This window comes from Vibrio owensii (genome assembly GCF_002021755.1).
Lineage (GTDB): Bacteria > Pseudomonadota > Gammaproteobacteria > Enterobacterales > Vibrionaceae > Vibrio > Vibrio owensii.
On record NZ_CP019959.1, the window covers coordinates 2,356,108 to 2,378,472 of the forward strand.

The 22,365-nt window shown below is 46.2% G+C and carries 24 protein-coding genes and 1 other RNA gene; 14 read left to right on the plus strand and 11 right to left on the minus strand.

Annotated features, from left to right (window positions below; genetic code table 11):
- Window positions 1-25 precede the first annotated feature (25 nt).
- Entirely contained in the window at window positions 26-1,102 is a 1,077-nt protein-coding gene (gene fbaA / locus A9237_RS10850; RefSeq protein ID WP_005436482.1) for a class II fructose-bisphosphate aldolase, read from the plus strand.
- A 458-nt stretch (window positions 1,103-1,560) separates the two neighbouring features.
- The gene (gene mscS, locus A9237_RS10855) at window positions 1,561-2,427 is read left to right on the plus strand and encodes a small-conductance mechanosensitive channel MscS (RefSeq protein WP_005436480.1); all 867 of its coding nucleotides are present in this window, start codon (window positions 1,561-1,563) and stop codon (window positions 2,425-2,427) included.
- 63 nt (window positions 2,428-2,490) lie between these two features.
- On the opposite strand, the gene A9237_RS10860 is transcribed toward mscS, so the two are convergent.
- Window positions 2,491-2,973 carry a YbaK/EbsC family protein gene (locus A9237_RS10860; RefSeq protein ID WP_020196162.1) on the minus strand — a complete coding sequence of 161 codons (483 nt, stop codon included), beginning with the start codon at window positions 2,971-2,973 and terminating at the stop codon, window positions 2,491-2,493.
- 24 nt (window positions 2,974-2,997) lie between these two features.
- Window positions 2,998-3,627, minus strand: a complete 630-nt coding sequence (locus A9237_RS10865; protein WP_005436477.1) for a LysE/ArgO family amino acid transporter — start codon at window positions 3,625-3,627, stop codon at window positions 2,998-3,000.
- Between the two features lie 142 nt (window positions 3,628-3,769).
- On the opposite strand from A9237_RS10865, the gene A9237_RS10870 reads away from it, so the two are divergent.
- Both A9237_RS10870 and A9237_RS10875 read left to right on the plus strand, forming a co-directional pair.
- Window positions 3,770-4,666 carry a LysR family transcriptional regulator ArgP gene (locus A9237_RS10870; RefSeq protein ID WP_009707613.1) on the plus strand — a complete coding sequence of 299 codons (897 nt, stop codon included), beginning with the start codon at window positions 3,770-3,772 and terminating at the stop codon, window positions 4,664-4,666.
- A gap of 261 nt (window positions 4,667-4,927) precedes the next feature.
- Entirely contained in the window at window positions 4,928-5,623 is a 696-nt protein-coding gene (locus tag A9237_RS10875) for an oxidative stress defense protein (RefSeq protein ID WP_039987186.1), read from the plus strand.
- A gap of 76 nt (window positions 5,624-5,699) precedes the next feature.
- Here the strand turns inward: A9237_RS10875 and serA are convergent, their stop codons facing one another.
- From serA to A9237_RS10900, 5 genes are all read right to left on the minus strand, one after another.
- Window positions 5,700-6,929: a phosphoglycerate dehydrogenase gene (gene serA / locus A9237_RS10880; RefSeq protein WP_009707610.1), complete on the minus strand. Its 1,230-nt coding sequence runs from the start codon at window positions 6,927-6,929 to the stop codon at window positions 5,700-5,702.
- Window positions 6,930-7,188: 259 nt separating this feature from the next.
- Complete coding sequence (gene rpiA / locus A9237_RS10885; protein WP_005436473.1) at window positions 7,189-7,845, minus strand: ribose-5-phosphate isomerase RpiA; 657 nt, start codon at window positions 7,843-7,845, stop codon at window positions 7,189-7,191.
- Window positions 7,846-7,903: 58 nt separating this feature from the next.
- The gene (locus A9237_RS10890; RefSeq protein WP_078608171.1) at window positions 7,904-8,497 is read right to left on the minus strand and encodes a 5-formyltetrahydrofolate cyclo-ligase; all 594 of its coding nucleotides are present in this window, start codon (window positions 8,495-8,497) and stop codon (window positions 7,904-7,906) included.
- A 5-nt stretch (window positions 8,498-8,502) separates the two neighbouring features.
- Window positions 8,503-8,687, minus strand: a non-coding RNA gene (gene ssrS, locus A9237_RS10895) — 6S RNA.
- Between the two features lie 8 nt (window positions 8,688-8,695).
- The gene (locus A9237_RS10900; protein WP_078608172.1) at window positions 8,696-9,004 is read right to left on the minus strand and encodes a cell division protein ZapA; all 309 of its coding nucleotides are present in this window, start codon (window positions 9,002-9,004) and stop codon (window positions 8,696-8,698) included.
- A gap of 250 nt (window positions 9,005-9,254) precedes the next feature.
- Between A9237_RS10900 and A9237_RS10905 the strand changes: the two genes are divergently transcribed.
- The 3 genes from A9237_RS10905 to A9237_RS10915 are packed head-to-tail and all read left to right on the plus strand — an operon-like array spanning window position 9,255 to window position 12,288.
- Complete coding sequence (locus tag A9237_RS10905; RefSeq protein WP_039987183.1) at window positions 9,255-9,833, plus strand: YecA/YgfB family protein; 579 nt, start codon at window positions 9,255-9,257, stop codon at window positions 9,831-9,833.
- Window positions 9,834-9,873: 40 nt separating this feature from the next.
- Window positions 9,874-11,052 carry a 2-octaprenyl-6-methoxyphenyl hydroxylase gene (gene ubiH / locus A9237_RS10910; RefSeq protein ID WP_078608173.1) on the plus strand — a complete coding sequence of 393 codons (1,179 nt, stop codon included), beginning with the start codon at window positions 9,874-9,876 and terminating at the stop codon, window positions 11,050-11,052.
- A 27-nt stretch (window positions 11,053-11,079) separates the two neighbouring features.
- Window positions 11,080-12,288 carry an FAD-dependent 2-octaprenylphenol hydroxylase gene (locus A9237_RS10915; protein ID WP_078608174.1) on the plus strand — a complete coding sequence of 403 codons (1,209 nt, stop codon included), beginning with the start codon at window positions 11,080-11,082 and terminating at the stop codon, window positions 12,286-12,288.
- A 78-nt stretch (window positions 12,289-12,366) separates the two neighbouring features.
- Here the strand turns inward: A9237_RS10915 and A9237_RS10920 are convergent, their stop codons facing one another.
- The 3 genes from A9237_RS10920 to ygfZ all read right to left on the minus strand — a co-directional run bounded on the left by A9237_RS10920 (window position 12,367) and on the right by ygfZ (window position 14,660).
- Entirely contained in the window at window positions 12,367-12,573 is a 207-nt protein-coding gene (locus A9237_RS10920) for a DUF1107 domain-containing protein (RefSeq protein WP_005449772.1), read from the minus strand.
- 652 nt (window positions 12,574-13,225) lie between these two features.
- Window positions 13,226-13,699: an aminoacyl-tRNA deacylase gene (locus A9237_RS10925; protein ID WP_009707606.1), complete on the minus strand. Its 474-nt coding sequence runs from the start codon at window positions 13,697-13,699 to the stop codon at window positions 13,226-13,228.
- Window positions 13,692-14,660, minus strand: a complete 969-nt coding sequence (gene ygfZ / locus A9237_RS10930; protein ID WP_078608175.1) for a tRNA-modifying protein YgfZ — start codon at window positions 14,658-14,660, stop codon at window positions 13,692-13,694. The genes A9237_RS10925 and ygfZ overlap by 8 nt, the downstream gene beginning before the upstream one ends.
- Before the next feature lie 236 nt (window positions 14,661-14,896).
- Between ygfZ and A9237_RS10935 the strand changes: the two genes are divergently transcribed.
- Window positions 14,897-15,157 carry an FAD assembly factor SdhE gene (locus A9237_RS10935; protein WP_005429937.1) on the plus strand — a complete coding sequence of 87 codons (261 nt, stop codon included), beginning with the start codon at window positions 14,897-14,899 and terminating at the stop codon, window positions 15,155-15,157.
- On the plus strand, window positions 15,105-15,545 hold the full coding sequence (locus A9237_RS27480; RefSeq protein WP_335726412.1) for a protein YgfX: 441 nt from the start codon (window positions 15,105-15,107) through the stop codon (window positions 15,543-15,545). Before A9237_RS10935 ends, A9237_RS27480 begins: the two co-directional genes overlap by 53 nt.
- A 34-nt stretch (window positions 15,546-15,579) precedes the next feature.
- Here the strand turns inward: A9237_RS27480 and nadB are convergent, their stop codons facing one another.
- Window positions 15,580-17,187, minus strand: coding sequence for an L-aspartate oxidase (gene nadB, locus A9237_RS10945; RefSeq protein WP_005436463.1), 1,608 nt, complete (start codon window positions 17,185-17,187; stop codon window positions 15,580-15,582).
- Window positions 17,188-17,742: 555 nt separating this feature from the next.
- Here nadB and rpoE point away from each other — a divergent pair.
- From rpoE to lepA, 5 genes are all read left to right on the plus strand, one after another.
- Window positions 17,743-18,321 carry an RNA polymerase sigma factor RpoE gene (gene rpoE / locus A9237_RS10950; RefSeq protein ID WP_005436461.1) on the plus strand — a complete coding sequence of 193 codons (579 nt, stop codon included), beginning with the start codon at window positions 17,743-17,745 and terminating at the stop codon, window positions 18,319-18,321.
- Window positions 18,322-18,347: 26 nt separating this feature from the next.
- A complete protein-coding gene (locus A9237_RS10955; protein ID WP_005449785.1) occupies window positions 18,348-18,974 on the plus strand; it encodes a sigma-E factor negative regulatory protein in 627 nt (208 codons plus the stop codon).
- A complete protein-coding gene (gene rseB, locus A9237_RS10960) occupies window positions 18,971-19,936 on the plus strand; it encodes a sigma-E factor regulatory protein RseB (protein ID WP_009707602.1) in 966 nt (321 codons plus the stop codon). The genes A9237_RS10955 and rseB overlap by 4 nt, the downstream gene beginning before the upstream one ends.
- Complete coding sequence (locus A9237_RS10965) at window positions 19,933-20,403, plus strand: SoxR reducing system RseC family protein (protein WP_078608177.1); 471 nt, start codon at window positions 19,933-19,935, stop codon at window positions 20,401-20,403. The genes rseB and A9237_RS10965 overlap by 4 nt, the downstream gene beginning before the upstream one ends.
- A gap of 127 nt (window positions 20,404-20,530) precedes the next feature.
- Window positions 20,531-22,324, plus strand: coding sequence for a translation elongation factor 4 (lepA, locus tag A9237_RS10970; RefSeq protein ID WP_005436452.1), 1,794 nt, complete (start codon window positions 20,531-20,533; stop codon window positions 22,322-22,324).
- Window positions 22,325-22,365 lie beyond the last annotated feature (41 nt).

Consider the following 22,365-nt stretch of genomic DNA (forward strand, 5'->3'; position numbering starts at 1 on the left):
ACGACAGATAAATAGGATTACATCCATGTCTAAGATCTTCGACTTCGTAAAACCAGGTGTTATCTCTGGCGATGACGTTCAGAAAGTATTTGAAGTAGCAAAAGAGAACAACTTTGCACTTCCAGCAGTAAACGTTGTTGGTACTGATTCTGTAAACGCAGTACTTGAAGCAGCTGCAAAAGTTAAAGCTCCAGTTGTTGTTCAGTTCTCTAACGGCGGCGCAGCTTTCTTCGCTGGTAAAGGCGTTAAACTTGAAGGTCAAGGTGCACAAATCCTTGGCGCAGTAGCTGGTGCTAAATACGTTCACGCTGTAGCTGAAGCTTACGGTGTGCCAGTAATCCTACACACTGACCACGCTGCTAAGAAACTTCTACCATGGATCGACGGTCTACTAGACGCTGGTGAAGAGTTCTTCGCTCAAACTGGTAAGCCTCTATTCTCTTCTCACATGCTAGACCTTTCTGAAGAGTCTCTAGAAGAGAACATCGAAACATGTGCTAAGTACCTAGAGCGCATGGCTAAAATGAACATGACAATCGAGATCGAACTTGGTTGTACTGGTGGTGAAGAAGACGGCGTTGATAACTCTGATATGGACGCATCTGAGCTTTACACTTCTCCAGAAGACGTTGCATACGCATACGAGAAACTAAGCGCTGTTAGCCCACGTTTCACTATCGCAGCATCTTTCGGTAACGTACACGGTGTATACAAGCCAGGTAACGTTGTTCTAACTCCAACTATCCTACGTGACTCTCAAGCATACTGTGCAGAGAAGTTCGGTATCGCACCAAACGCTCTAAACTTCGTATTCCACGGTGGTTCTGGTTCTACTGAAGCAGAAATCCAAGAGTCTATCGGCTACGGTGTTATCAAAATGAACATCGATACTGATACACAGTGGGCTACATGGGACGGTATCCGTGCATACGAAGCGGAAAACCGCGATTACCTACAAGGTCAAATCGGTAACCCAACTGGCGAAGACGCTCCAAACAAGAAGTACTACGATCCACGCGTATGGCTACGTGCTGGTCAAGCTTCAATGGTAGCTCGCCTAGAGAAAGCATTTGCTGACCTAAACGCAGTAGACGTACTATAATTCGTCTCAACTGAGTTTCTAAAAACCCGCTCTTAGAGCGGGTTTTTTTATGTCTAAACAATGAGACAGCCTAGATTCTCCTTCCTGTAGCAATTGATAACTAAATCAACTGCTATATGATCACCGCACTTCATATCCCTTCTGTTTTTGGCGCAAATTTCGAAACTCAGCGCATTTCCGCACCAAGTGGCATAAAACCAAGTAAAAAGTGTGGCGAAATGTAAATCCATTGCGTACTCTGTAACATGCCAGTATCAGAAAAATCTGATAAAGCTTTGTTTTGTAGGTCTTTGCTAAACTCTGACTTTGCAAAATTTCAGTTTTGAGATATTGTGCCAAAAATCTGACACTGTTCAGGAAAACAATAGGGATGTTGTTGTGAATAAGAACCTATAAAAAACAAGGTTCATAAATTAACGGCAATTAGATTTAATATCTTTATTTTGAGGATACGAATTATGGCAGGTGAATCGATGGGTATCGATACCTCTTTAACGGATGGTTTGAGCAAAGCTGAAACATGGCTAAATAACAACTCAGATCTTCTTATTCAGTACGGTGTGAACATCATTTCTGCACTGCTGATCCTATTTATCGGTAACATTATCGTTAAAGCGGTAGCAAACAGCGTTTCAAAAGTGCTTGAAAAGAAAAAGATGGACAAAGCTGTTGTTGAATTCGTCAATGGTTTAGTTCGTTACCTTCTATTTGTTATCGTACTTATCGCGGCACTAGGTCGTGTAGGTGTTCAAACTGCATCTGTAGTTGCGGTAATCGGTGCGGCAGGTCTTGCTGTTGGTCTTGCTCTGCAAGGCTCACTTTCTAACTTTGCAGCGGGCGTACTAATTGTTGCATTCCGTCCATTCAAGTCTGGTGACTACGTAGAAATCGGCGGTGTAGCAGGTAGTGTTGAAGCAATTCAAATCTTCCAAACTGTACTAAAAACACCTGACAACAAAATGGTTGTTGTACCGAACTCATCAGTTATCGGCGGTGCAATCACGAACTACTCTCGCCACGCTACGCGTCGTGTAGACCTAGTTATCGGTGTTTCTTACAGCGCTGACCTTAAACAAACTAAGCAAGTTATCCGTGACGTGCTAGAAAAAGATGAGCGTATCCTTAAAGATCCAGCAATCCAAATTGGTGTACTGGCTCTAGCAGATTCTTCAGTAAACTTCGTGGTTCGTCCATGGTGTAAAACTGCTGATTACTGGGACGTTTACTTCGATTCTACTCAAGCAATCAAAGAAGCGTTGGATGAAGCAGGCATCGAAATTCCATTCCCACAAATGGACGTTCACTTGAACAAAGTAGAAGCTTAATCCCTTCGATTGAGAACATGAAAAAGCGAGGCAATGGCCTCGCTTTTTTTATATTCCAATGTTCTAAAGTTCTAACAGAGTGTTACTGCCAGCAAGGAGCAGGCGTTTAAGCTCGCTACCTGCAAAGCCAAAGGTTAACTCGGGTAAACCTGGTGTATAGAGCAACTCATCATGTTGGTAGAGTGCTGTATCAACGATAATGGTGACATGCTCAGGTAAGCCAATAGGACAAACTGCGCCGGGCACACAGCCTAGCTGCTCAATCATTTCATCGTCACTGCAAATTGAAGGTCGTTTACCAGTGATGGCTTTGATTTGCTTGGAGTCTAGACGCGAGTCCTTGTCGGTTAGGTATACTGCATAACCTTGCCCTTTCAGCTTGAGAAAAAGACTCTTAGTATGCGTGCCTGTCCAACCGAGTTGTGCGGCGACTTTGACGTCGGTTTCGAAGTCGAGAATGGCTTCGTGTTGCCATTCTCTAAAGGGGATGGAGAGCGCATTGAATCGCTCTCGGTTGATTTGATGGATTTTTTCCAGTGACTCCATGTCGTGTTTCTTTCCTATTTGTCTTTACCAGTATTTGGTGACTAACTCATTCGCAAGTACAAAAGCGATAGTAAACATCATAGCGGCAACCGCAATATCAATGCCTTTCTTCACTTTCGGTTTTGAGAGCGTCGGACCTAATTTCGCAGCACCTAATGAGAGTGTGTAGAACCACACAAATGAAGCCATGATGGTGCCCATAGCAAATGCGATGCGATCGTTGCCTTCGAATTGACCACCAATTGAACCCAAGATTACCACGGTATCTAGGTAAAGATGTGGGTTCAACACTGTGACGGCAAGTGCGCCAAGAATCACGGTACGACGGCCTCGAGCGACGACTTCACCTTTCGATTCAGAGGCGTTTGCTGGCTTGAATGCGCTTTTTAGCGACAGTAAACCGTAAACACTTAAGAAGGCAATGCCACCTAAAGTGACTGAGGTCAGCAGGATTTCATTTTGCGATAGGATCGCACCACCACCAAAAATACCAAGCGATATGAAGATCATATCTAGGATGCTACAGATAGTCGCGGTCGTCAGGTGATGTTGGCGCTTAATACCTTGGTTAAGGACGTACGCATTCTGCGCACCGATTGGAATGATCATCGTCGCACCTAAACCGAATCCTTGTAATAACACCCAAAAGCTCACAACACACCTCAAAAAATTAGCAATAGAACAACAGAGGAATGGAAGATAAAGCTTTTATTGAAATAAGTATAATTAATGATTTTAATATATTATTAGTAACACTTATCTGGTGTTTTGGGCGTTTATTAAGGAGGAAAAACACGTGCGAGGATTGGACTATAAATGGATTGAAGCGTTAGATGCGGTAGTGCATCAAGGCAGCTTTGACCGGGCTGCTGAACACCTTTTTGTCTCACAATCCGCTATTTCCCAGCGTATCAAGCAGCTAGAGAAGTACCTTGCCCAACCGGTTCTTATTCGCGAGCAACCACCCAAGCCAACCCCGATTGGTAAGAAGTTACTTGGGCTTTATCGCCGAGTAAGATTGCTTGAGCATGAAATCCTCCCTGAACTAAAAAATGATACGACAACACGTCCTGTACAGCTTTCATTGGCAACCAATGCAGACAGCCTCGCGACCTGGCTCTTACCTGCGTTGCAAGACGTAATGAAGCATCGCCAAGTGGAACTAAAACTGACCATTTATGGCGAGTCGCGCTCGATTGAGAAGCTAAGAAGCGGTGAGGTTGCAGGGGCGATCAGTTTAGAGTCTCAAGCCATCCCGGGCTGTCGAGCAGACTATCTTGGTCGCATCGATTATGTTTGCGTCGCCAACCCAGAGTTTTATCAACGTTACTTCTCGGAAGGAGTCAACAACCAGACTTTGGCCAAAGCGCCGGCGGTGTCTTATGACCAATATGATGATCTGCATAAGAAGTTCTTAACGGAACACTTCAACGTGAGGCCAGATAGCGTGATTCATCACAACATCAGTAGCTCAGAAGCTTTCCTTAAGATGGCGTTAGCAGGCGTGGCTTATTGTTTGATTCCCCGATTGCAGATCACTGACGAACTGGAGAAAGGTGAGTTGATTGATATTACGCCGGGCTTTTTGATGTCCTATCGAATTTACTGGCATCACTGGCAGTTAGAAACGGGTGTGCTTCAAGAGATCTCACAAGCGATTGTTGGCTACGCGCAACAGCATTTGCCACAATAAGTTCCCGCTTGCCTCGCGTTTTAAGCTGAAATCACGGCGAAGTAACACAGTCAAAGTTGTGTTAGAAGTCGCTTAGGGCGCTTGGATAATTGGCAGAAGTTTCTATGATGAAGCTATATACACTCCAGTTCATTGGTGCCTCTTATCTTTCTGGTTTTGATGAGGCATCAACTTAATCCGCCATGGCATTCATCGAGTATCTCGTCTTGAACTCCGGCATTTGGAGTGACTTTTCTATTTCAATACGGATGGATTTATCGAATGAAACTGTCTTCAATTTTTCTGGCTTCGGCACTAAGCCTTACTAGCGTTTCTGTACTTGCGAATGAGGCACCTGATTTTGCTCATGTGAGTACGACTGGATACGGTGAAGTTGTTGCAACTCCAGATATGGCCACTTTCTCTGTGAAGGTAGTTGATACGACAATGACTGCGGAGCAAGCGAAGCAATCGGTCGATAATACCGTTGATGCGTTTCTAAAAAGCTTAGCGGATGCAGGGTTGTCAAAAGATAACATCACCAGTTCAAACTTATACTTAGCACCGCAGTATCACTATCCGAAATCGGGCAAAGCAGAGCTAGTTGGCTATCGCGCATCACGTAGTATTGATGTGACGGTAAACGATCTTGCTAACTTGAATGAATACTTGGACATGGCGTTAAAAGCCGGCATTAATCAAGTCGATAATATTCAGCTTAAAGTGAGTAATCAGTCTGAGTATCAGCAAAAAGCGCGTATGGAAGCAATCAAAGATGCGCAAAGCAAGGCGGCATCTTTAGCGACGGGTTTTGACAAAAAGTTGGGTGATGTTTGGCAGATTAATTACAACCAAATGCACGCTCGTCCAGTGCTTTTACGTTCAATGGCTATGGATGCAAGAGAGAGTTCGAATAGCTACCAAGACTCTACGCTTGTGATTCGTGACCAAGTGGATGTGGTTTACAAGCTGAAATAGTAATAAGAATATTACGACGAATAGAAACAGAAAAGGCAGGGGAGTCCCTGCCTTTTTTTTGTCGAGTAATCAGCGATTAATGAAGGATACGAGCACGGATTGTACCTTCGATGCCTTTTAGTTTCACTAGTGCTTCTTCTGCGCGAGAAGTCTCTACGTCGATAACTACGTAACCGATCTCAGCTGCCGTTTGTAGGTACTGACCTGCGATGTTGATGCCGTCTTCCGCAAAGATGGTGTTGATTTGCGTTAGGATACCAGGGCGGTTTTTGTGGATGTGCAACAAACGTGAACATTCACGATGCTCAGGCAGTGATACCTCTGGGAAGTTCACACTTGATAGCGTTGAACCGTTGTCAGAGTATTTCGCCAGTTTACCAGCAACTTCAACACCAATGTTTTCTTGCGCTTCTTGCGTTGAACCACCAACGTGTGGCGTTAGGATGACGTTGTCGAACTTCTGCAGTGGAGACTCAAATGCATCAGCATTGGTTTTTGGTTCTACTGGGAATACGTCAACCGCAGCGCCCGAGATATGACCAGACTCTAGACTGTGGCATAGAGCAGGGATATCTACGACGGTACCACGCGCAGCGTTGATAAAGATTGCGCCTGGCTTCATGCGTGCGAACTCTTCCGCACCCATCATGTTCTTGGTCTCTGGCGTTTCAGGAACGTGCAAAGAAATGACGTCACACTTGTTCAGTAGTTCGCTCATGGTGAACACTTGCGTTGCGTTGCCTAGCGACAGTTTGTTTTCAATGTCGTAGTAGTAAACGCGCATGCCTAAGTTTTCTGCGATGATACCTAGCTGAGTACCGATGTGGCCGTAACCGATGATACCCAGACGCTTACCACGAGCTTCGTAAGAGCTGTCTGCACTCTTCTTCCAAATACCACGGTGTGCGAGTGCATTTTTCTCAGGGATACCACGAAGAAGCAGTAGTACTTGGCCTAACACCAACTCGGCAACACTGCGCGTGTTTGAGAATGGCGCATTAAATACAGGGACACCGCGTCGAGCGGCAGCACTTAGGTCAACTTGGTTGGTACCGATACAAAAACAGCCAATCGCAACTAGCTTGTTCGCCGCATTGATCACTTCTTCCGATAGGTTTGTTCGGGAACGGATACCGATGAAGTGCACGTCTTTTACTGCTTCAATCAGCTCTTCTTCTGAAAGGGAACCTTTGTGATATTCAATGTTGCTGTAGCCAGCTGCTTGAAGAACTTCAACTGAAGAAGGGTGGAGTCCCTCTAGCAAGAGGATCTTAATCTTTTCTTTTTCCAGTGAAACTTTGGCCATTTTTCTCGTCCTTAAAATGGAAAGGTGGGCTAATGTGGCGCACATAAAGCAAAACCATTAAAAAGGGGATAATTAACAGTTTTGTCGGAAGACAAACGTTTCCCTGTGCGTCTTCTGTTCAATAAAGTAACAAAAAATTTTTGCTTTGGGTAAGAAAATTACGGAATAAGGCATGCTTTTCTTAGAAAAAGGAAGAAAAAACGGCGCCCTAGGGCGCCGTCTGTAATGAAATAACAGAAAATTTAAATCATCTAATGATTTATTCTTCTATTTTCGCACCTTCTGGTGTGCCAGTGATAACCACGTCTGCACCACGGTGAGCGAATAGACCTACCGTTACCACACCTGCGATGCCGTTGATCTTGTCTTCAAGCTCTTTCGGGTTAGTGATTTGCATGTTGTGCACGTCTAGGATTACGTTGCCGTTGTCCGTCGTCACACCTTCACGGTATGCAGGGTCACCACCTAGTTTTACCAATTCACGAGCAACGTATGAGCGCGCCATTGGGATAACTTCGACAGGAAGTGGGAACTGACCAAGTACGTCAACTGCTTTTGTGCCGTCAACGATACATACGAATTTTTCTGAAATAGCCGCAACGATCTTTTCACGAGTCAGAGCAGCACCGCCGCCTTTGATCATTTCACGCGCTGCGTTGATTTCATCTGCACCATCAACGTAGATATCCAGCATTGCTACGTCGTTACACTCGTAAACTTCAATACCAAGCTCTTTTAGACGCTCAGTAGAAGCAACAGAGCTAGACACTGCGCCTTTGATATCATCTTTGATACTGCCTAGGGCATCGATGAAGTGATTCACGGTAGAGCCAGTACCAACACCGACAATGCTGCCTTTCTCAACATACTTAAGTGCTGCCCAACCAGCCGCTTTCTTCATTTCATCTTGAGTCATGCCAATCTCCTGAATAGATGTTCGTTAACGTTTGCGGCGTGATTATAGCGGGTAAGTGTTACTTTTCCCATTGCCAGATTTGGCTTGGAGTCACGATCTTAGGTAATGGAATATCCCAACTTTCAACGGGTAGGCGCTCTACATGCTGGCAGTCGTGGGCGATACCGATCGGTTTGGCACCTTCGCCAGTGCTAAACCAGCGTGAGAGAGTCCGGTCGTAGTAGCCTCCGCCCATACCTAAGCGATGGCCGACACTGTCAAACCCGACTAACGGCGTACAAATGACATCAAGTTCACGAACCGGTTTCAGGAAACGGATATCAAGCGCAGGTTCTAAGATTCCGTATTTGTTATAAACCAACTGTTCATCATTGACGTAGTGCAAGAACAGTAATTGACCTTTAGAGAAAGGATGAATGACGGGCAGGTAAATCGACTTACCTTGCTGCCATAGTGATTCAATCAGAGGTTTGGTGTCTAACTCACCATCGGCAGACAAATAGATGGCAATGTGCTGCGCGGTTTTGATTTCTGCTAACTGTGAAAACTGCTGAACGAGATCGAGCCCAGCTTGGAACTGAGTATCGCTACAAAGGGCGTTGCGCTTTTCACGGATGAGTTTGCGGAATTCTTGTCGAGATAGGTCTGACATAGAGAGGATACCCCAGGGTGCCGTTGAGGATTGTGGCCCTTGAACCAGCTGGTTCAAGGCGGATCAGCAATGATAACCGTAGGCTTCTCGGTGCATGCCAAGCTTGCTCAATAGCTATCAAGTACTAACCCTTTGGTATTGCTTATCGGCTCAGGGACTTAAATCCAACTGACGCACACCCCAGGGTAAATTTTGTATCTACTGCTGTCCTTGCTTTACCTTACTAAGCACACTTTCTAAAGACGCGGTGAGCTTTTCCATTCGCTCAGTAATTTCTTGTTGCTGACCGTTAGATTCGTATGATTTTGTATGCAATTCATAACAAATGTTCAACGCAGCAAAGGTCAGTAGCTGAATTTCATTGGTTACCTTAGTACGCTCACTCATCTCTTTCAATCGACGATCAAGATCTTTAGCCGCTGTAATTAGTGACTCTTCTTGCCCCGCAGGACAATTGACTCGTGTCATTTTGCCAAGGATTTCAACGTCGATCGCTTGATTGCTCATGATGAATAAACTCTATATTCGCGCTATCTAAGGCGTTGCGTTATACAACTACCGAGGAGGAAACTATAGGAAAACCGCTATTAAGATTCAAGCATTTCCCATCACAGAAAGAAAAATGGTGAAGTGATCACACAGGAATTGGGCAAATTGATTAAATGCTGTCCAAAATTGAATTTGATAGCCGTTTCAGCCGACTAGGCTTGATGGTAGGATATGTCGATACATTATTACGCAAGAATGAGCCAAGATTATGAGTGAAATCACCCTTCCTGAATACCAATCTATTGCTGCTGAACTGAAATCTGCAAGCCTTGCTGTGACCCCAGCAGAATTGCACGGTCTACTTGTTGGCATGCTAAGTGGTGGATTGGCGATTAACGACCAAACCTGGCAACCGATTCTGTTTGATTACACCAACGAAGGCATGGGCTGGCCATCAAGCGCATTAGCATTGGCACAAAGCGTGTTCCAAGTAACTGTTAACGAGCTAACGGGCACTTCGATGGAGGTGTCTCTGCTGCTTCCAGATGAAGCGGGCGAAGAAGGTTTGTTTGCGCTAGCAGACGGTGTGTCTGACTTTGTTAACCACTTTATCTCAGGTATGGGCTTAGCGGGCATTGCGATTGATAAGGCATCAGACGATGCAAAAGAAGCTTTGGCTGATCTAGAAGAAATCGCCAAGCTTGGTATTGATGAAGACGATGACCTAGGCGAGCAAGCACTATTACTAGAGCAAGTAATCGAACACGTTAAAGCCTGCGTATTAACTATTCATGCAGAGTTTGGTGCTCGTCCTGAAAGCAACGAAAACAAACCAACGATTCATTAATCACTCGTTCCCCATTATCGAATAGTTTCTAGAGGTTAGCATGAGGCAATATGACGTTGTAATTGCTGGTGGTGCCATGGCTGGTGCCACACTTGCGTTAGCAATCGACCGTTTATCTAAAGGCGCGCTGAAAATTGCGGTTGTTGAGCCTTTTAAAGCCCAATCGGATCAACATCCGGGGTTTGATTCGCGCTCGATTGCTCTGTCCTATGGTACGGTCAACATCCTGCGTCACTTGCAGTTGTGGTCTGCTATCGAGCCTTGTGCAACCCCAATTGAACATATTCATGTTTCTGACCGCTCTCATGCGGGCATGACTGAGATTACCAAGCACGAAGTTGGCGTTGAAGCGCTTGGCTACGTAGTGGAACTCGCCGATGTTGGCCGCGTCTACCAAGATCTCTTGGATAAGAGTGAGGCGATCACTCTGTTTTGCCCTGATTCGGTTGCGAATATCGAACGTGAGCAAGACAAAGCACACATTGAGTTGAGCAGTGGTGAGAAGCTGGAAGCTAAGCTACTGGTGGCTGCCGATGGGGCAGTATCGCAATGTTGTCAGCAAATCGGCTTAGAGTTGTCTGAACATGATTTTGACCAAGTGGCAGTGATTGCGAATATCGTGACGCAAGAGCCTCATCAAGGTCGCGCTTTTGAACGCTTTACCGAGAATGGCCCAGTCGCACTGCTGCCGATGAGTGATAACCGCATGTCGTTAGTGTGGTGTCTGCGTCCTGAAGAAGCGCAAACCGTAGTGAGCTTATCTGACGCGGAGTTCCTTGAGCGCTTGCAGAATGATTTTGGTTGGCGGCTAGGTGCGATGCAGAAAGTCGGACAACGCGCGAGCTATCCGCTTCTTCTGCGTCACCGTAAGCAGAACATTTCGCACCGCTTTGCTATTGTCGGCAATGCTGCACAAACGCTTCACCCGATTGCAGGGCAAGGCTTCAACCTTGGTATTCGTGATGTGGCATCGTTAGCGGAAGAGGTTGTTAAGCAAACTGAAGACGCGGGTCGTTACCAAGGCTTAATGCGATTTAGCCAGCGCCGTGAAGATGATCGCAGCGAAACAATTTGGCTAACTAGCTCTCTCGTGCATATTTTTTCAAATGATTTACCGGCGATGCGAATTGGGCGTAACCTCGCTCTCGCAACGATGGATAACCTTTCTACTTTTAAGCAGCCGCTGCTACGCCATACGCTTGGTCTAGTGAAACGATAAACGGCAACGAATTAGGTAACAAAAGCAATGATGCAAAGTGTAGATATCGCCATCATCGGCGGTGGAATGGTAGGTTTGGCATTAGCTGCCGCTTTTAAGGACAGTGACCTGCGAGTAGCCGTTATCGAAGGCGCAGTACCAAACGACACCCTAAATGAACTGCCAGATGTACGCGTATCGGCGTTGAGTCGTTCAAGTGAAACTATCCTTCGTAACCTTGGTGCTTGGCAGGGTATCGAGCAGCGTCGTGCTTCTCCGTACCATGCGATGGAGGTCTGGGAGCAAGACAGTTTCGCTAACATCGCATTTGATGCACAAAGCATGGCTCAACCAGACCTTGGTCATATCGTTGAAAACCGCGTGATTCAATTGGCGCTGCTAGAACAAGTTCAAAAGCTGGATAACGTAACCCTGTTTATGCCTGCTCGTTGTGCAACGCTTGCAGTGGGTGAGCAAGAAAGCTGGCTAACGCTCGACAACGGTCAGGCTATGACTGCTAAGTTGGTTGTTGGCGCAGATGGTGCAAACTCTTGGCTGCGTAACCAAATGGATATCCCACTAACGCATTGGGATTACGGTCATAGTGCGCTTGTCGCGAATGTAAAAACCGCTGATCCACACAACAGTGTTGCGCGTCAGATCTTTACACCGCAAGGTCCGCTGGCGTTCCTTCCAATGTCTGAACCGCACATGTGTTCGATTGTGTGGTCTACCGAGCCAAACCGTGCTGAGCAATTACTGGCGATGAATGAGCAAGAGTTCAATAAAGCACTGACTAGCGAATTTGATGCGCGTTTAGGTTTGTGTGAAGTGGTTGGTGAACGTGCAGCATTCCCACTTAAGATGCGTTATGCGCGTGACTTTGTGGTTGAACGCGTGGCGTTAGTTGGCGATGCAGCACACACAATTCATCCACTAGCAGGGCAGGGTGTGAACCTTGGGTTATTGGATGCTGCGAGCTTAGCGCAAGAAGTGTTGGCGCTGTGGAAACAAGGGCAAGACATTGGCACCAAACGTAACCTACGTGGTTATGAACGTTGGCGCAAAACTGAGGCGGCGAAGATGATAGCGGCAATGCAAGGTTTCCGTGATCTGTTCTCCGGTGAGAACCCTGCCAAGAAGTTGGTTCGTGGTATTGGTTTGAGCCTAGCAGGACAACTGCCGGGTGCGAAAGATGAAATCATGAAGCGCGCACTAGGTTTGAAAGGCAATTTGCCGGAACTAGCGCGTCAATAAATGCGTTTCTCGATTCACGAATAGAAGACACAAAAAAGGCTGGTTAATCCAGCCTTTCTTATTACATCGATGTTTAAGCTAAGCGTATGCGCATCTGAGCTTCATAATCTCTTGGTTAATCTCTTTTACTGCCTGAAAGTGACGTTTCTCAGCTTTCTCTGGCAACATCAATTTTCCGTTATCAAACTCGAACTTACCGACTCCGTAAATATAAATTCTTCCTTTAAAAAGACGACTTATGTGTTTAGCAATCATACCTGGTGTATAGCGCTTAAACAGTCTCATATTTACTCTTCCTTATCTCTTACCTAGCCCAGTTATTCTACGTTTTTCGCGTAAAAATTATTGTGACAGCAATAGTATTAAGTGCAGTTGAGGTACTTGGCTTTAGAGATTTGTGCTGCCTTAGACAAATTGACAGAGTCATATCTCAAATAGCGTGAGGATTACCTCAAAAAATCATTATCGAAGGAACCAGTCCTTGAGTCCTCCTGTTCTTACGTGGTGCATTAAGCAACAGTTTTGTTACAGAAATAAGAATAGAAGGAAAATGATTGTTTGCTAAATGTTTTTACTCAATGGGTTGCATTTTGTTCGTTTTGACGAGGTTGAAACCTCAAATGCATTGCTTTCATTGAGTTAGAGGAAGGAAAAGGGAAAAAGTTCCACGCAAAAAAAAGCCCGCTTCGGCGGGCGAATAGTCACAGATGCATTACACAAAAGTGGACGACTGACTTAATGAACGCTGTCATACAAGTCAGCAGATTCACTTTACGTTGGCTAAGTCGTTGTTGAAAACTTAACCAACGAATTCAGCATATACGAGTTTTTTGTGTGTGACTATTTATGTTTTAAAAATGATTAAAAATTCTTAGGTCTAATAGGATAGATATGAGTGAGATCACGCAGGAGTGAGAATCCTGCGTTTGATTACATGTTAGCGACAGATATCAGCCATGGTCGGTTGGCATAATTGGATTAGATCATCGATGGATAGCGCTAAGCCAGCCATACGATCTCCGCTGCTAATGGTGATTTCTTTTTCTTCAAGCAAACTTGGGTCAAATACGATCGGCATGTAGCGCTTTAGGAGGAGTGGTGTGACGGTACCAATCTTGTATCCGGTAATCGCTTCTACGTCCGCTTGATCAACACAGGTCATGCGACGGCACTGCAGTAATGCGCGCACCTTCTTTGGATCAACGCTACGATCACCTGGTGCACAAGCAAGCGCATATTGATTTCCCATATCACGCAAAAGAATCGCTTTGACCATTTGAGAGGGGCGAATGCCGCGTTGTTGCGCGGCATCTTCAATGGTTGTTGCTGGCCTTTGATGAGGAAGAAGGCGGTACTCGATGTTTTGGTCCGCCAAAAACTGCATCAAAGGGGTATGAATGGTATTACTCATCGTCAAGGTTGTACGGCAATGCTGCGATTTCCCATTCACACTCAGGTTGAGCAACCAAGCGCAAAAGAGTGTCATCGTCTAGGTTGTTTGGCAGTACAATGAGTCCCATCGCTTGGTTGTCGCTGAATTGGTAATGCGTGAGCAACGCGCCTACTGAACGCCAGTTTTCACCAACGCTACGCTCCAATTCAATCGCACTCTCACCTAAGGCTTCTGCAGTTGCACCTTTAACAATGTACATTGCACGTTTGTTGGTGCCGCGGTATTTCGCGCGCGCTACGGTTTCTTGACCTGTGTAGCAGCCTTTCGTAAAGCTGATGCCCCCAAGCGCTTGTACGTTTAGTGCTTGTGGAATGTGCTCGTTTTGCGCGTCTGCTGCCACGTATGGTAGTGCTGCTTCAATATCGAAACGGGTCCAAAGCTCATGGGTTGTCAGTGTTGCTTGGCTATCTTCCACTAACGATTGTGCTGCTTCTGCTGTAAGCGCAAGTAACCAGCGGTTTGAAGCCACTTTGACTGCAGTGCCTCCTTCAACTGTACGCACGTCGCCAGAATCAGCATTTAGTGTTGAGATGAACGCATCTGCATTCTCACCAGCGACACCCAGCACAACGTCGCTAGACTCTTCGATGGTCACTTTCGAGAACACCGCGTACTTTTTGATTTCGTTTAGTTCCACTTCAATCGCAGATTTCGGCTGAACCATTGCATAGCCATCGTTATGGTGGAATAGGCGGAAGACACTCCACACTTTACCTTTCGCATCACAATGGGCACCCAACATTGATTGGTCTTTCTCAAGAGAAACCACATCGCAGGTAACTTGACCGTGTAGGTACGACTTTTTGTCGTCTCCAACCATGGTGATCATGCCCAGGTTATCCAATAGCGAGATAGACAGCTCAGGTAGTGCGTCTTGTGTCGATAGGTTCAGCGGTGAAAAGCGAGTTTGCCATTCCATGATTACAATGCCTTTTGAAGATATTTTTCAGCTATGTTAAATGCAGAATCGGCATTTGTCAGCACTCAATATATCCACTCAATTTTAAGGTGTTTGGCTTTGCTGAACGTTTGTTTATTAAATGCGTTCAGGATTTGCAGCGACTTGGCTACATATTGTGACCCGCACACTAGTGACGTTGCACATCCCTTGTTACACTCCGCACTAAGAACAAGACATCTATGAAGGAATACTGAATGTACACTGCGGAAGAAAAGGCGCGTATTAAATGGGCTTGTCGTCGTGGCATGCTTGAGCTTGACGTGGTGATTATGCCGTTTTTTGAAGAGTGCTTTGATGCACTAAATGAGCAAGAGCAGCGTGATTTCGTCTCACTACTAGAATGCGATGATCCCGATCTGTTTACTTGGGTGATGGGCCACGGTCGTAGCGAAAATCTAGGTCATGCATCGATGGTCGATAAAATTGTCGCACACAACCTCAGCAAGGTTCGTTAATCTCAAGGTTAACACTTCTCTATACGCCCAAATTGCCAACCAACTTCTTCTCCTAGGTTGCGTTTGGGCGGTTATCTGTTCTGATATCCCACTCGTCTTATCAACTTATCTGTTACTACTGATTATTCGTTGCCAAATGCAAGGTGGCTTTGTCGTACCTTCAGCCTGTGGTGGTTGGTATTTGCATCGTGATGGCACAGTACGCAATGACAAACAAACTTCGACAATATCGAGTGTTGATGTGTCGGCGGCAGCGTTCAAAGTCACGTTTGAATTAGCGTCGGGTGAGAAAGTCACGATTTGGCGAGACAGTTGTGAAGACGTGGAATATCGTCAACTGTGTTTGATATTACGACAATGGAAAATGGGAGCCGAAGCTCCCATTTGATCTTGTATCTGACGGTTACTTTTTAGTGTCAGAGCTATTTGTTTGGCGTAAGAATCGTTGGGCCGCTGTTTTCTAGCTGGTTTGGATAATCCAAGGTGTAGTGCAGACCACGGCTCTCTTTACGCTGCATCGCACAACGTACCATCAGCTCTGCGACTTGCAGCAGGTTACGTAGCTCTAGCAAGTTGTTTGATACGCGGAAGTGACTGTAGTACTCGTGCGTTTCTTGTTGCAGCATCTGGATACGGCGCAGTGCGCGTTCAAGACGTTTATCGGTACGAACGATGCCCATGTAATCCCACATAAATAGGCGCAGCTCATGCCAGTTGTGTTGGATGATCACTTCTTCATCACTGTTGGTCACTTGGCTTTCATCCCAACATGGAACCTGCGGTGCGAGTTCTACTTCGTTGTGATGTTTAAGAATGTCTTTGGCTGCCGACCATGCGTAAACCACACACTCAAGTAGTGAGTTCGATGCCATACGGTTCGCGCCGTGTAAGCCCGTGTAGCTCACTTCACCAATCGCGTAGAGGTTCTTCAGATCGGTATGGCCGTTTTGATCGACCATGACGCCACCGCACGTGTAGTGCGCCGCAGGTACGATTGGGATTGGCTCTTTAGTCATGTCGATACCCAAATCCATCAAACGAGAGTAGATGGTTGGGAAATGCTTAGTAATGAAATCCGCTGGCTTATGGCTGATGTCGAGATACATGCAGTCAGCACCTAAGCGCTTCATTTCGAAGTCGATAGCGCGAGCCACGACATCACGCGGAGCAAGCTCTTTACGCTCATCAAAATCCGGCATAAATCGTGAGCCATCAGGACGACGTAAATACGCGCCTTCACCACGCAATGCTTCTGTTAGTAAGAAGTTGCGCGCTTCTGGGTGGAACAGACAGGTCGGGTGGAATTGGTTGAATTCCATGTTCGCAACGCGACAACCTGCGCGCCACGCGATTGCAATACCATCACCAGATGAGACGTCTGGGTTAGACGTGTATTGGTAAACTTTGGAAGCGCCGCCCGTTGCGAGAACAACAAATTTTGCGCGAACAGTTTCAACTTGCTCTTCGTTGCGGTTCCAAATATAAGCACCAATGATCTTGTTTTTGTCGCCGCCAATTTTATCTTCGGTGATCAAATCCAGAGCATTGTGACGTTCAAGAACATGAATGTTTGGGTGGCTGTGTGCGTTGTCTTGCAGAGAAGTTTGCATTGCCATACCAGTGGCATCGGCTGCGTGCAAAATACGGCGACGACTGTGTCCGCCTTCGCGAGTTAGGTGATAACGTGGTTCTTCGTCAGAATCATCGTCTTCACGGTCAAATGGCACACCACCATCAATCAACCACTGTACGCACTCTTTTGAGTTTTCCGCGATGAATTTAACCGTCTCTTCGTCACAGATACCATCTCCAGCAATTTGTGTATCTTCAACGTGAGACTCAATGGTGTCCGACTCATCAAATACCGCAGCGATACCACCTTGCGCGTAAAACGTCGCGCCTTCGCTACGTGGCCCTTTACTTAGAACCATCACCTTACAGTGGTTTGCGACACGCAAAGCCAACGACAAGCCCGCGGCGCCACTCCCTACCACTAACACATCACATTCATGTTCACGATTTGTGTTCATATTACTTTTACAATCCCAAGCTAAGGTAACAAGGCTACCTTGTGTATATTTTGCACACCATGTGCATCCATTAACGCGACATCCGTCGCTAAGGGCTAAGTTGGGAGGTATCTAAATCACCGCAACTCTGGTGACTTGTGCCACTCTTATTTTTGCATGTCGATGACATGCGAATGCTTCCTGAGTTTTATTTTAAACGCGTTGTTCAGATAGCCATTAGCCGTGCCAACAAAAAGTAATAGTTTGTCAATGCCATTGCTTTTCTAGGCTCTACCCAGCACAATCTGGGACAGAGATCATCCATTATACCCATTTCCCCAACACTATGCTCGCTTGTCAAAACGAGACGTAATTCAGACGTGGCGAGGGATTTGGCTAGTGACATCACACTGTGAAAAAACAATGACAAAAAATTTGAGAAACTATGGAACTTTCTCATTCACGTCGGAGTCACAATAGTGCTCAAGTAAGCAGTGGTGTCAATACTACGTTTTGCATAATTAGTACCCATATCTGAGAAGAGTAGGGGCATAACAAATAGGAGTATCCGCTCGAATGAACGAGCAGCTGACCGATCAAGTATTGATTGAGCGAGTTCAGAATGGAGATAAGCAAGCATTCAACCTGCTGGTAACAAAGTATCAGAACAAGGTATGTAATCTTATTTCCAGATACGTAAGTAATCCTGGCGATGTTCCAGATGTAGCACAAGAAGCGTTTATCAAGGCTTACCGAGCTATCCCTAGCTTTCGCGGGGAGAGTGCGTTTTACACTTGGCTGTATCGCATTGCGGTGAATACTGCGAAGAATCATATCGTTGCTCAGGGTCGTAGACCGCCTGCGACGGATGTTGATGCTGAAGATGCTGAATTTTACGAAACAGGTAATGCACTGAAAGAAATTTCGAACCCTGAGAACTTAACGTTGTCCAAAGAATTGCAACGGGTAGTGTTCAGCGCAATCGAAGCCTTACCTGAAGATTTGAAAACGGCAATGACTCTGCGTGAGCTTGACGGCTTAAGCTATGAGGAAATTGCTGAAGTAATGGATTGCCCGGTGGGAACGGTACGATCACGTATCTTCCGTGCTCGTGAGGCGGTGGAAAAGAAAATCAAACCTCTTTTGCAGCGCTAGTACAAGTGATAACTATGGTGAAAACAATGGCTGACAAAGAAAAACTTTCAGCTCTCATGGATGGAGAATTGGTCGATAAGGCTTTAATTCAAGAATTAGAGCAAGACCAAGAGAGCCGTGATGCTTGGCAGAACTATCACCTGATTGGTGATGTGATGCGAGGCGAAGCGCCAGCAAAGCCTGAGTGGAATATTGCTGAAAGCGTAGCGTTAGCGTTAGAAGACGAGCCTGTGCATCGTGCTATCGATTCGCGCAGTGCAAACGTGATTTCAATTAACGACGCGCCAAAAGAGTCGCAACCAGAGCCACAAAAAGCGAAACGCCAATTGCCAGCTTGGTTGACCCAGTTTGGTCAAGTTGCGGTCGCTGCGTGTGTGTCACTCGTTGTGATTTTAGGTGTGCAACAATACGGTGGTAGTGACCCAATGTCGCCACAAGCCGATCAACTTCCTGTGCTTCAAACCGTGCCATTCGCTGGCAGCGCTGAACCAGTAAGCTTGACGCGTGAATCCGTAGAGCGTTCGGTTGGTGAAGCAAATATGCAAGAGCAACGCAAACGCGTTCATGCTATGCTTCGTGACTACGAACTGCAGCTAAGAATTAACAGTGATGCGTCTCAGCAAGATGCACATCTGACTCCGGATATTGAATGAAAAAATTTCTGATCAGCGCTTGCGCTCTGTTCAGTCTGATGTCTTCGCAAGCCTTTGCTGGTGATAAGCCAGCGGAGGCTTTATTACATCAAATGAGCGAGGCGAGCAAGAATTTAAGCTACGAACTCTCTTATATCCTTATCAAAAAGAACAGCATTGAACCTTTGCTGTATCGTCATGCGACTCACGACAAAGACCAGTACGCACATCTTGTGTATCTAAGCGGTCCTGTGCGTGAGGTTATTCGTCGCGGCACTGAAGTAAGCTACATCGAAACCGGCGCGGAACCATTTACCATCGAATCGGGTAAAATGGTTGCTCCAATCATGCCGATGCTGAACGCGAACATCGACGAGCTAAACTTGTACTATGACTATGTAAAAGTAGGTCGTGCCCGTGAAGCCGGCGTACCAACACAAGTGCTACGTATCGTGCCAAAAGATGGCTTGCGTTATTCTTATGTGTTGTGGATTGATGAGAAGAGTAAGTTGCCACTGCGTGCTGATCTTGTCGATCGCGATGGTGAAATGCTTGAACAGTACCGAACTATCTCTTACTCAGTGAACCCTAAAATTGGCGAGCTGATGAGTGGTTTGGAAGAGGTTCAGTTACCTGGTGTTTTGACTATGCCGAAAGGCGATATCGGCACCAGCGATTGGACTGTGGGTTGGATACCAGAAGGTTTCCAACCAAATGAACTGAATCGCTACCGTATGGCGGTGACCGACCAAATGGTAGAAAGCCAATTGTACTCAGATGGGCTGTTTAGTTTCTCTGTGTATGTGGCGAACAAAGATGAGCATTCGCTGAAAGGTCAGCTTGTTCGTCAAGGTCGTCGCACTCTACATAGCTTTATTAACGGCAACCACGAAATCTCTGTTGTAGGTGATATCCCACCAACAACGGCTCAGCGCATCGCACAATCGGTCACTTTTAATGTAACAAAGAGTGAAGTGCAATGATGACTGCATTGGCTACCGTGACGGGCGTTCACCGTCACGGTCAGCAATATGATGTCGATCTCAGCTGCGAGCAACAGACCAGTTGCAGCAGCTGTTCATCGCAAAAAAGCTGCGGCACTGGCGTGGTTACCAAAGCCATCGGTAACAAAACGCTGTCGTGGCATTTGCGTACCCCAAAATCCGTCAAAGTTGGCCAGGTGGTGGAAATTGGCTTCCCTGAAGCAAGCCTGATCAAATCAGCCATGGCGGTCTACCTTCTTCCTCTATTTGGTTTGATTCTCGGTGCCGTGATTGGCAGCTTCCTGCTTGCGCCTTTAACCGCTGGCGGTGAGGGTATTACCATCCTCGCTTCGGTATTGTTTGCCGCTGGTGGTATGTGGCTCGCAAAACGTGTGTCACGCCCGCTAGAAGATGAGTCCAAACGTCAAGTCACCCTCATTCGAGTTCTCGGTGAACCTATTCAATAAGTTCTAAACTTTAAATAAGGTGCGCCCGTTAACGAAATTGGGTAGAATCTGCCAACTTGATTGAAATGCCGTCAACTGACGGCTTTCTTACTGTCCCTATTTGTAAAGAGTTAGTCACCCTAAATCTATGAAGCACATTCGTAACTTTTCGATTATCGCCCACATCGACCATGGTAAGTCGACCCTATCTGACCGTCTAATCCAAGTTTGTGGTGGATTAAGCGATCGTGAAATGGCCGCACAGGTTCTGGATTCTATGGATCTTGAACGTGAGCGTGGTATCACCATCAAATCTCAGAGTGTGACGCTGAACTACACCGCTAAAGACGGCGAAACGTACCAGTTGAACTTCATCGATACTCCGGGACACGTTGACTTTGCGTACGAAGTATCACGTTCTCTAGCCGCTTGTGAAGGTGCGCTACTGGTGGTTGACGCAGGTCAGGGTGTAGAGGCTCAAACGCTAGCTAACTGTTACACCGCGATCGAAATGGATCTAGAGGTTGTGCCAATCCTGAACAAGATTGACCTACCAGCAGCCGATCCTGAGCGTGTAGCGGAAGAAATTGAAGAAATCGTTGGTATTGATGCAATGGAAGCTACTCGCTGTTCTGCAAAGACAGGTATCGGTGTAGATGACGTTCTAGAAAACATCGTATCAGCAATTCCAGCACCAGAAGGTGATCCAGACGCGCCACTTCAAGCGCTGATCATCGACTCATGGTTCGATAACTACCTTGGCGTTGTTTCTTTGGTCCGTATTAAAAACGGCTCACTGAAGAAAAACGACAAGATCAAAGTAATGAGCACAGGCCAAACTTGGGGTGTAGACCGTCTAGGTATCTTCACACCTAAGCAAGTGGATACTGATGTTCTGCGTACTGGCGAAGTAGGTTGGGTAGTTTGTGGTATCAAAGACATCCTAGGCGCGCCAGTAGGTGATACGCTAACACTAGCGAAAAACGGTAGCGAGAAGCCACTACCAGGCTTTAAGAAAGTAAAACCTCAGGTATACGCGGGTCTGTTCCCAGTATCTTCTGATGATTACGAAAACTTCCGTGACGCACTAGGTAAACTGAGCCTTAACGACGCATCGCTATTCTACGAGCCAGAAAACTCAGCAGCACTAGGCTTTGGTTTCCGTTGTGGTTTCCTTGGCATGTTGCACATGGAAATCATCCAAGAGCGTCTAGAACGTGAATACGACCTAGACCTGATTACAACGGCACCAACCGTAGTTTACGAAGTTGAGCAAACAAACGGCGAGACTTTGTATGTTGATAGCCCGGCAAAACTGCCAGCGGTTAACGACATTGAAGAGATCCGTGAGCCTATCGCGCGTTGTAACATCCTAGTACCTGCGGATTACCTAGGTAACGTAATCACACTTTGTGTTGAGAAACGTGGTACTCAGGTAGATATGGTTTACCACGGTAACCAAGTAGCCGTTACTTACGATATTCCAATGGCAGAAGTAGTACTGGATTTCTTTGACCGTCTGAAGTCTACATCACGTGGTTATGCGTCTCTGGATTACAACTTCCAACGCTTTGAAGCATCGAACATGGTACGCGTAGACGTACTATTGAACGGCGACAAAGTGGATGCACTAGCGTTGATTACGCACAAAGATCAGTCTCAGACTCGTGGTCGTCAGCTTGTAGAGAAGATGAAAGAATTCATCCCTCGTCAGATGTTCGACATTGCGATCCAAGCGGCTATCGGTAACCACATCATCGCGCGTTCTACCGTGAAACAGCTACGTAAGAACGTAATCGCGAAATGTTACGGTGGTGACGTAAGCCGTAAGAAGAAACTTCTGAAGAAACAGAAAGAAGGTAAGAAACGTATGAAGCAGATCGGTAACGTAGAACTGCCTCAAGAAGCGTTCCTAGCAATTCTTCACGTTGGTAAAGACTAGAGTTGAACTATCTCGTATTCTTGTCTGTCATAAGACGTTAG

What these genes read in the sequence shown, in the direction of transcription:
- A9237_RS10955 (WP_005449785.1), top strand. Translation starts at nt 18,348, where the DNA reads ATGGCTGACAAAGAAAAACTTTCAGCTCTCATGGATGGAGAATTGGTC.
- A9237_RS10860 (WP_020196162.1), bottom strand. Translation starts at nt 2,973, where the DNA reads ATGGAGTCACTGGAAAAAATCCATCAAATCAACCGAGAGCGATTCAAT.
- A9237_RS10900 (WP_078608172.1), bottom strand. Translation starts at nt 9,004, where the DNA reads ATGAGCAATCAAGCGATCGACGTTGAAATCCTTGGCAAAATGACACGA.
- A9237_RS10915 (WP_078608174.1), top strand. Translation starts at nt 11,080, where the DNA reads ATGATGCAAAGTGTAGATATCGCCATCATCGGCGGTGGAATGGTAGGT.
- mscS (WP_005436480.1), top strand. Translation starts at nt 1,561, where the DNA reads ATGGCAGGTGAATCGATGGGTATCGATACCTCTTTAACGGATGGTTTG.
- lepA (WP_005436452.1), top strand. Translation starts at nt 20,531, where the DNA reads ATGAAGCACATTCGTAACTTTTCGATTATCGCCCACATCGACCATGGT.
- nadB (WP_005436463.1), bottom strand. Translation starts at nt 17,187, where the DNA reads ATGAACACAAATCGTGAACATGAATGTGATGTGTTAGTGGTAGGGAGT.
- A9237_RS10925 (WP_009707606.1), bottom strand. Translation starts at nt 13,699, where the DNA reads ATGAGTAATACCATTCATACCCCTTTGATGCAGTTTTTGGCGGACCAA.
- fbaA (WP_005436482.1), top strand. Translation starts at nt 26, where the DNA reads ATGTCTAAGATCTTCGACTTCGTAAAACCAGGTGTTATCTCTGGCGAT.
- A9237_RS10920 (WP_005449772.1), bottom strand. Translation starts at nt 12,573, where the DNA reads ATGAGACTGTTTAAGCGCTATACACCAGGTATGATTGCTAAACACATA.
- A9237_RS10935 (WP_005429937.1), top strand. Translation starts at nt 14,897, where the DNA reads ATGTACACTGCGGAAGAAAAGGCGCGTATTAAATGGGCTTGTCGTCGT.
- serA (WP_009707610.1), bottom strand. Translation starts at nt 6,929, where the DNA reads ATGGCCAAAGTTTCACTGGAAAAAGAAAAGATTAAGATCCTCTTGCTA.
- A9237_RS10890 (WP_078608171.1), bottom strand. Translation starts at nt 8,497, where the DNA reads ATGTCAGACCTATCTCGACAAGAATTCCGCAAACTCATCCGTGAAAAG.
- ubiH (WP_078608173.1), top strand. Translation starts at nt 9,874, where the DNA reads ATGAGGCAATATGACGTTGTAATTGCTGGTGGTGCCATGGCTGGTGCC.
- A9237_RS10965 (WP_078608177.1), top strand. Translation starts at nt 19,933, where the DNA reads ATGATGACTGCATTGGCTACCGTGACGGGCGTTCACCGTCACGGTCAG.
- A9237_RS27480 (WP_335726412.1), top strand. Translation starts at nt 15,105, where the DNA reads ATGCATCGATGGTCGATAAAATTGTCGCACACAACCTCAGCAAGGTTC.
- A9237_RS10875 (WP_039987186.1), top strand. Translation starts at nt 4,928, where the DNA reads ATGAAACTGTCTTCAATTTTTCTGGCTTCGGCACTAAGCCTTACTAGC.
- rseB (WP_009707602.1), top strand. Translation starts at nt 18,971, where the DNA reads ATGAAAAAATTTCTGATCAGCGCTTGCGCTCTGTTCAGTCTGATGTCT.
- rpoE (WP_005436461.1), top strand. Translation starts at nt 17,743, where the DNA reads ATGAACGAGCAGCTGACCGATCAAGTATTGATTGAGCGAGTTCAGAAT.
- rpiA (WP_005436473.1), bottom strand. Translation starts at nt 7,845, where the DNA reads ATGACTCAAGATGAAATGAAGAAAGCGGCTGGTTGGGCAGCACTTAAG.
- ygfZ (WP_078608175.1), bottom strand. Translation starts at nt 14,660, where the DNA reads ATGGAATGGCAAACTCGCTTTTCACCGCTGAACCTATCGACACAAGAC.
- A9237_RS10905 (WP_039987183.1), top strand. Translation starts at nt 9,255, where the DNA reads ATGAGTGAAATCACCCTTCCTGAATACCAATCTATTGCTGCTGAACTG.